6 protein-coding genes are annotated in these 8,295 nt (G+C 25.0%); 4 read left to right on the top strand and 2 right to left on the bottom strand.

Features of this window, described 5'->3' with window-relative positions; all coding sequences use genetic code 11:
• The first annotated feature begins 276 nt into the window (after nt 1–276).
• Nucleotides 277–1,989 carry an arginine--tRNA ligase gene (gene argS, locus HF862_RS03125; protein ID WP_170186459.1) on the top strand — a complete coding sequence of 571 codons (1,713 nt, stop codon included), beginning with the start codon at nt 277–279 and terminating at the stop codon, nt 1,987–1,989.
• Nucleotides 1,990–2,031: 42 nt separating this feature from the next.
• Here argS and HF862_RS03130 read toward each other — a convergent pair whose 3' ends face one another.
• Together HF862_RS03130 and HF862_RS03135 are read right to left on the bottom strand one after the other, a co-directional pair.
• On the bottom strand, nt 2,032–3,387 hold the full coding sequence (locus HF862_RS03130; protein WP_206038987.1) for an MATE family efflux transporter: 1,356 nt from the start codon (nt 3,385–3,387) through the stop codon (nt 2,032–2,034).
• Nucleotides 3,388–3,410: 23 nt separating this feature from the next.
• Nucleotides 3,411–3,554: a hypothetical protein gene (locus HF862_RS03135; protein WP_170186460.1), complete on the bottom strand. Its 144-nt coding sequence runs from the start codon at nt 3,552–3,554 to the stop codon at nt 3,411–3,413.
• A gap of 156 nt (nt 3,555–3,710) precedes the next feature.
• Here HF862_RS03135 and pepF point away from each other — a divergent pair, with 156 nt between their 5' ends.
• The 3 genes from pepF to nfo all read left to right on the top strand — a co-directional run bounded on the left by pepF (nt 3,711) and on the right by nfo (nt 7,945).
• Nucleotides 3,711–5,522 carry an oligoendopeptidase F gene (gene pepF / locus HF862_RS03140; RefSeq protein ID WP_370456842.1) on the top strand — a complete coding sequence of 604 codons (1,812 nt, stop codon included), beginning with the start codon at nt 3,711–3,713 and terminating at the stop codon, nt 5,520–5,522.
• Nucleotides 5,523–5,584: 62 nt separating this feature from the next.
• The gene (locus tag HF862_RS03145) at nt 5,585–6,964 is read left to right on the top strand and encodes an MATE family efflux transporter (protein ID WP_170186462.1); all 1,380 of its coding nucleotides are present in this window, start codon (nt 5,585–5,587) and stop codon (nt 6,962–6,964) included.
• Between the two features lie 123 nt (nt 6,965–7,087).
• Nucleotides 7,088–7,945 (top strand): deoxyribonuclease IV, encoded by an 858-nt coding sequence (nfo, locus tag HF862_RS03150; protein ID WP_170186463.1) that lies wholly within the window; start codon nt 7,088–7,090, stop codon nt 7,943–7,945.
• Nucleotides 7,946–8,295 lie beyond the last annotated feature (350 nt).

Consider the following 8,295-nt stretch of genomic DNA (forward strand, 5'->3'; position numbering starts at 1 on the left):
ATATGATATAATTCAATCAAAGAATAGAAAATTTCTGGTCTACGCGTTATTCTCTAATGTTTTGGGCCTATGGTCGCTACTGGGGTTGTCCCTGTTAGAAGTAAATCAGATAAGTCACGAAAACCCTTGTTTTACGGACCCTGTATGCGTCTAGCAAATAACTACCACTTGTTTTTATGGCGACCAAAACAGAGGAGGAGACGGTAGATCGGTGTTCATTCTGGTTGAGGACTTAGTCCTCTTTTTTATTTATTAAATTATTTTATGGAGAAGCCTATGTTAAGAATAGAAAAGTATATAGAAGAAATTTTAAAAAATGCTATAGAAAAAGCATTTCCTAACAAAGAGTTAAAGCCAATAGAAATTACAATAGCAACTAATGAAAAATTTGGAGATTTCCAAAGTAATTTTGCTATGATGAATTCTAAAATTATTGGTGGAAATCCTAGAAAAATAGCTGAAAATTTAGTTAATAATATTCCTGAAAATAATATTATTGAAAAATTAGAAATAGCTGGTCCTGGATTTATAAATATATTTTTAAAAAATTCTTATGTATCTGAATATGTAAGAAAAATGACAACTGAAAAATATCAGTTTGCAGAGTTAAACACAGATGGTGATATAATCATAGATTATTCTTCACCTAATATAGCTAAAAGAATGCATATTGGTCATTTAAGATCAACTATTATAGGAGATTCTGTTAAAAGATTATGTAATTTTTTAGGATATCATACTGTTGCTGATAATCATATAGGAGATTGGGGAACTCAATTTGGAAAACTTATAGTTGGTTATCACAAATGGTTAGATAAAGATGCTTATCAAAAAAATCCTATTGAAGAACTTGAAAGAGTTTATGTAGAATTTACAAAAGAAAGTGAAAAAAATCCAGAACTTGAAGATATTGCAAGAGAAGAACTAAAAAAACTTCAAGATGGTGATGAAGAAAACTATAAACTTTGGCAAGAATTTATAAAAGTTTCTCTTGAAGAATATAATAAATTATATAAAAGAATGGATGTTCATTTTGATACTTACTATGGAGAATCTTTCTATCATCCAATTATGCCAAAAGTTATTGATGAGTTAGTTGAAAAAGGATTAGCTGTAGAAGATCAAGGAGCAAAAGTTGTTTTCTTTGATGAAAAAGAAAATCTTCATCCTTGTATAGTTCAAAAGAAAGATGGAGCTTTTCTTTACTCTACATCTGATATAGCTACTATAAAATTCAGAAAAGAGAATTATAATGTTAATAAAATAATTTATTTAACTGATGAAAGACAACAAGATCATTTTAAACAATTCTTTAAAATAACTGAAATGTTAGGTTGGGATATAGAAAAAGTCCATATTTGGTTTGGAATTATGAGATTTGCTGATGGTGTATTTTCTACAAGAAAAGGAAATGTCATAAGATTAGAACAACTTCTTGATGAAGGAAAGAAAAAAGCCTTGGAAATTATTGAGGAAAAAAATCCATCACTTTCTAATGAAGAAAAGGATAATATAGCTGAAATAGTTGGAATTGGAGCTATTAAATATGCTGACCTTTCTCAAAATAGACAAAGTCCTATTATATTTGAATGGGATAAAATTTTAAGTTTTGAAGGAAATACAGCTCCTTATTTACAATACTCTTATGCAAGAATTCAATCTATACTTAGAAAAGCAGGAGAACTTGGTAAAGCTTTAGATGAAAATAAAGAAATTCAAATTATTGATAAAAACGAAAGAGTTCTTTCGACATATTTAACTTTATTCCCTACAATGGCTTTAAAAGCTGGAGAAGCATACAAACCAAATCTTCTGACTGATTATTTATTTGAACTTGCTAAAAAATTTAATACTTTCTATAATTCATGTCCTATTTTAAATCAAGAAGATAATATTCTTTATTCAAGATTACTTCTTATAGATAGAGTTGCAAAAACTTTAAAAGAAGGACTTAACTTATTAGGTATTAAAACAGTAAATAGAATGTAAAATAATCTTAATAAAAAAGCTGAGAAAAATTCTCAGCTTTTTTTATATCCATTTTGCTCTCCATGTATATAAAGTCATTAATATAAGTCCTATTGTCCAAGTAATAGGATACAAAATTAATATATTATTTATTGTATTATCTAATGGTAAAATAAAATTAATCCAAAAGATTCTAAAGATACACATTGAAAAAAGTAAAATTAACATAGGTGGCATAGTTTTTCCAACACCTCTTACTGTTCCTGCTAATGAATGTAACATTGAAAGTATAAAATAAAATGGGCAAAAATATTTCATGGCCGAAATTCCTGCCTGTATTATTTTTTCATCATTTGTAAAAAGTTCTACAAGAGGGCGAGAAAATGTAAGAAGTAAAATTCCTATTATAATAGAATAAATAATACCCATTCCAAGAGTTATCCACATTCCTTTTTTTACCCTATCTTTTCTTCTACCACCATAATTTTGTCCTGTAAAAGTTGTACTAGCCATACTTAAACTTAAAATAGGTAAAACATTAAATCCGTCTATTTTTAAATATATTCCAAATCCTGCTATAATACTTGGACCAAATACATTTATACTACTTTGAATTAAAACATTTGAAAATGAAATTACTGTACTTTGTATTCCTGTCGGAAAACCTACTCTAATCATATTCAAAGCTATTTTTTTATTTATCTTTAGTTTATTTAAATATACTTTATAAGTATCATTTACTTTTAATAAAAATATTAAAGCTAAAACACAAGAAATAAATTGACTAATATTGGTAGCTATTGCAACTCCTTTTATTCCCATGTTAAGTCCTCTGACAAATAATAAATCTAAAAATATATTAGTTACTGAAGCTACTCCTAAATAAAGTAAAGACCTTTTTGAATTTCCAGCAGCATTTAATATTCCTGCTTCCATATTGTAAACTATACTAAAAACTAATCCTAAAGAAAATAATCTCAAATAAACAACTGAATCTTTAAATATTTCATCTGGAGTTTTCATCCATTTTAAAATTTGAGGAGTAAAAATAAATCCCACTATTGATAAAATTATTCCCAATATAATTGATATCATTATAGCTGTGTGTACAGATAAATTTATTCTTTTATTATTTTTAGCTCCTATTGCTTGAGATATAATTACTCCTGCTCCTACAGCTATCCCTTGACTAAATCCTATTAATAAATTAATTATAATTGTACTTGAACCTACTGCTGCTAAAGCATTACTTCCTACATAATTCCCTACTATAATTGAGTCAACTGTATTATAAGTTTGTTGTAATAAATTTCCTAAAATTAAAGGAATTGAAAATAATAAAAGTATTTTTACAATACTTCCTTCTGTCATATTCAATGTTTTTTTCCCTTTTTCAACACTTTCTATTTCTTCTACCACTTTAATCTCCTCTTGTTTCTATTTTATAACATTTGTCCATTAAAAAAATAAAAATAAATTATCCCTATAAATGTCAAGATAAAAAAAATTTTTAACATTAGTTTTGTAACTTTCCAAAAAATCCATAAGCAAATTAAAGCTCCTAAACATAATAAAATACTATCCATTTTTTCTCCTTTAACAGTTTTCTTATACTAAAAGATTATACCACATTATCCAAAAAAATATTAATTAAAAATTGTTTTTCTTGATTTATAATTTTTAAAATCGTATAATATTATTAAAAACTTTACTTTAAAAAGGAGAAGATTTCTATGGAAATAATATCATCTAGAGATAATATTGAAACTAAATATAAATGGAATTTAACAGATATTTATAAAAATTGGGATGAATGGGATAATGATTTAAATATTTTAACTAATTCAATGAAAGAAATACCAACTTTTGAAAATAATATTACTACAAATTCTAAAAAATTTATAGAACTTTTAGAACTAGAAGAAAAAATAAGCAGACTTATTGATAAACTTTATCTTTATCCTTATATGCTTAGAGATTTGAATTCAAAAGATATTATAGCAGCTGAAAAAATGCAAACTATAGAACATATTTATGCTGAATATAGCATATCTTCATCTTGGATTACTCCTAAAATATTAGAAATTCCTAAAGAAATTATGGATAAATGGATTGAAGAAAATAAAGAACTACACAATCATAAGTTTAACTTAAATGAACTTTATAGATTGAAACAACATGTATTAGATAAAGATAAAGAAAAACTTTTATCATATTTTTCTCAATATATGGGAAGTATAAATGAAGTTTATGATGAACTTTCTATTTCTGATATTAAATGGAATGAGGTAGAACTTTCTACTGGAGAAAAATTTAAAGTTAGTAATGCTGTATATTCAAAAATATTAGAAAGTTATAAAAATCAGGAAGATAGAAAAAAAGCTTTTGAAGCACATTATAACTCTTATTTTATAAATAAAAATACTTATGCTGCTATTTATAGAGGACAAATCTTAAGAGATGTTGCTAATATGAAGGCTAAAAATTATAATTCTACTTTAGAAAAAGCTTTAGAGCCTAATAATATTTCTACAAATGTCTATCTCAACCTTATTAATTCAGCTAAAGAAAATTCTCAACCATTAAAAAAATATTTGGAACTTAGAAAAAAATATCTAAATATTTCTGAGTATCATTATTATGATAACCAAATTAAAATTGTTGACTACAAAAGAAACTTTACTTATGAAGAAGCTAAAAAAATTGTTTTAAACTCTGTAAAACCTTTAGGTGAAGATTATTATAATAATCTAAAGATTGCTATAAGCGAAGGATGGTTAGATGTTTTTGAAACTCCTAATAAAAGAAGTGGAGCTTATTCTTTAAATATATATGATGTTCATCCTTATATGCTTTTAAATTTTAATGGAACTTTAGAATCTGTATTTACATTAGCTCATGAATTAGGACATACTCTTCATAGTATGTATTCTACTAAAAATCAACCTTATTCTACTCATGATTACACTATCTTTGTTGCAGAAGTTGCTTCCACATTTAATGAAAAACTTTTACTAGATTATATGTTAAATACAGCAACTGATAAAAATGAAAGAATTGCTTTGATAGAAGAAGCTATAGGAAATATTGTTGGTACTTATTATCTTCAAAGTCTTTTTGCTAATTATGAATATGAAGCATATAAATTAGTGGAAAATGGTACTCCTGTAACTTCAGAAACTTTGGATAACATAATGGATAAGCTATTTAAAGAATATTTTGGAGATGAACTTATTATTGATGATTTACAAAAAATAATTTGGGCTAGAATTCCTCATTTCTTTAATTCTCCTTATTATGTTTATCAATATGCTACAAGTTTTTCAGCTTCATCTAAATTATATGATAAAATTTTTAATTCTTCTTACTCAAAGGAAGAAAGAAAAATTTCTAGTGAAAAATATTTAGAACTTTTGAAATCTGGAGGAAATGATTTTCCTATTAATCAATTAAAAAAAGCTGGAGTTAATTTAGAAGAAAAAGAAAATTTTAAAGCTGTAGCTTTGGAAATGGAAAAATTATTAATTTTATTAGAAAAAGAATTAAATAAATAAAAATTATAAATTTTAGTTGGGAAAATTATTGTGTCATTTTTATTTGTTTTAGGAGGATTTTAATGGACACAAAACATCAATTTATGGGAAATGAAAAAATCACCAAACTTCTTCTTCAATTTTCTATCCCAGCTATTATAGGAATGTTAGTAAATGCCCTTTACAATGTTGTTGATAGGATATACATTGGAAATATCAAGGAAGTAGGACATTTAGCTATAGCTGGGGTTGGAGTTACTTTTCCCATTACACTATTTATTTTTTCTTTCGCTCTTTTAGTAGGACTTGGAGGGGCTACTAATATATCATTAAATTTAGGAAAGAAAAAGCTTTTAAAGGCAGAAAGATATTTAGGGACAGCTTTTGCTTTAGGAACCATTATTTCTATTATTTCTACAATATTAGTAATTTTATTTATTGATAACTTAATCTCTATGCTTGGAGGAAGTGAAAATACTTTTAAATATGCTAAAGATTATCTTTTTATAATAGCTTTTGGATTTCCTGGTAATTTAATTGGATATATTACAAATACTATTATTCGTTCTGATGGTAATCCAAAAATGGCTATGGCTACTCTCCTTATTGGTGCTATAACAAATATCATACTAGACCCCATTTTTATTTTTTACTTTAATATGGGAGTTAAAGGAGCTGCTTGGGCTACAATTATATCTCAATATATCTCAGCTATTTGGGCTACTTCTTATTTTTTATCAAAATATAGTGGATTAAAATTAAAAAAAGAAAATATGAAACTACCTTTTTCAAAAATAAAAAGTATCTGTATTATGGGTGGTGCTTCTTTTTCCTTACAAATAGGAATTAGTTTAGTCAATTATATTTTTAATACCACTTTAAAAATTTATGGTGGAGATATGGCTATTGGAGCCATGGCTATTATTCAAGGAATTATAATGTTTATTACTATGCCTATTTTTGGAATAAATCAAGGACTTCTTCCTATTTTAGGATACAACTATGGTGCTCGACTTTTTCCAAGAGTTAAAGAAGCTTTATTCAAAGGGATTTTTGCTGCTACTGTAATTTGTTTATTAAATTTTATAACAATTCAATTTTTTTCTAAATATTTTATTTTTATATTCACTAAAGAAACAAGTCTTATAAATATTGCTGCTAAAGGGCTTAAAATTCAAACCTTTATGCTCCCTATTGTAGGGTTCCAAATTGTTTCTTCCATCTATTTCCAAGCAATTGGAAAACCTAAAATGAGTATGTTTATTGGACTTTCTAGACAAATTATTGTTTTAATTCCTTGTATTTTACTTTTATCCTCTTTATTTGGCCTTGATGGAATATGGTTTGCCGCTCCAACTTCCGATTTTATAGCAACTTTATTAACTTTTATTCTTGTTAAAAAAGAGTTACTTCATCTAAAAGAATTAGAAGAATTTGATAATAAATATAAAATGAATCAATAATATAAGTTTCTAAAAAAGAATAATTAAAAGTAACAAAATTTAATTATTCTTTTTTTATTATCATAATTTTTTTAAATATTTTTAATTCTAAAATATATGATATAATATAAAAAAGGAGGGAAAATGAAAAAAATTAATAAATTTATAGGTGCTCATGTATCTACTCAAGGTGGAGTTTCAAATTCTTTTATAAATGCTAATAATATTGGAGCTAAAGCCTTTGCTCTTTTTACTAAAAATCAAAGAAGATGGGAATCAAAACCATTAGAAAAAGAAGAAATAAAAAAATTTAAAGATTTTTTAGAAATATCAGAAATATCAGTTGAACATATTTTACCACATAATAGTTATCTTCAAAATTTAGGTAATCCTAATGAAGAAAAGAGACAAAAATCTTTAGACTCTTTTATAGATGAAATGGAAAGATGTAATCTATTAGGATTAAAATATATAAATATTCATCCAGGTAGTCATTTAAATGAAATTACTACAGATGAGTGTATCTCTTTAATTGCCGATTCTATAAATAAAGCCCATGAAATTATTCCTAATATAATAGTTGTTTTAGAAAATACTGCTGGACAAGGTACGAATATTGGTAGTAATTTTGAAGAAATTGGAAAAATAATTTCAAAAATAAAAGATAAAAATAGAATTGGAGTTTGCATTGATACATGTCATGCTTTAGCTTCTGGATATGAATTAAAAAATGAAATTGGTTATGAAAATACCATGGAAAATTTTGAAAAAAATATAGGTTTTAAGTACTTAAAAGGTGTCCATCTTAATGATGCAATGTTCGACACAGGTTCTAAAAAAGATAGACATGAAAGTATAGGAAAAGGAAAATTGGGAAAAGAATTTTTTATTAGATTTATGAATGATGAAAGATTTGATAATATTCCTATCATTTTAGAAACTATTGATAGTAATATATGGAAACAAGAAATCGAATATTTATATAGCTTAGTAAAAGACTAATTATTAATATTAAATAGAAAATATATTCTATATCTAATTTTAGATTTTAGTATAATTTATTATAATAAAATTAATTTTAATTATTTTATATCATATAAAAAAGTACGATTCTTATTGTACTTTTTTATTTATTAACTTAGAAATTAAATTGTATTTAAAAAATTTTACTAAGTTAATATATTTTAAATGATTTAGAAATATGATAATAAAATCTTTTAAATTTTAAAAAGAAGTATTAAATAAAAAAATAGGGATTATTAATTTAAAAATAAGAAAAGGACTAAATTTCTTTAGTCCTTTTTTATCTCTAATAATTTTTATTATTATTTGATAATTTCTGAAACAACTCC

It is taken from the genome of Fusobacterium sp. FSA-380-WT-3A (genome assembly GCF_012843705.1).
Classification (GTDB): domain Bacteria; phylum Fusobacteriota; class Fusobacteriia; order Fusobacteriales; family Fusobacteriaceae; genus Fusobacterium_B.

What these genes read in the sequence shown, in the direction of transcription:
- argS (WP_170186459.1), top strand. Translation starts at nt 277, where the DNA reads ATGTTAAGAATAGAAAAGTATATAGAAGAAATTTTAAAAAATGCTATA.
- HF862_RS03135 (WP_170186460.1), bottom strand. Translation starts at nt 3,554, where the DNA reads ATGGATAGTATTTTATTATGTTTAGGAGCTTTAATTTGCTTATGGATT.
- HF862_RS03145 (WP_170186462.1), top strand. Translation starts at nt 5,585, where the DNA reads ATGGACACAAAACATCAATTTATGGGAAATGAAAAAATCACCAAACTT.
- nfo (WP_170186463.1), top strand. Translation starts at nt 7,088, where the DNA reads ATGAAAAAAATTAATAAATTTATAGGTGCTCATGTATCTACTCAAGGT.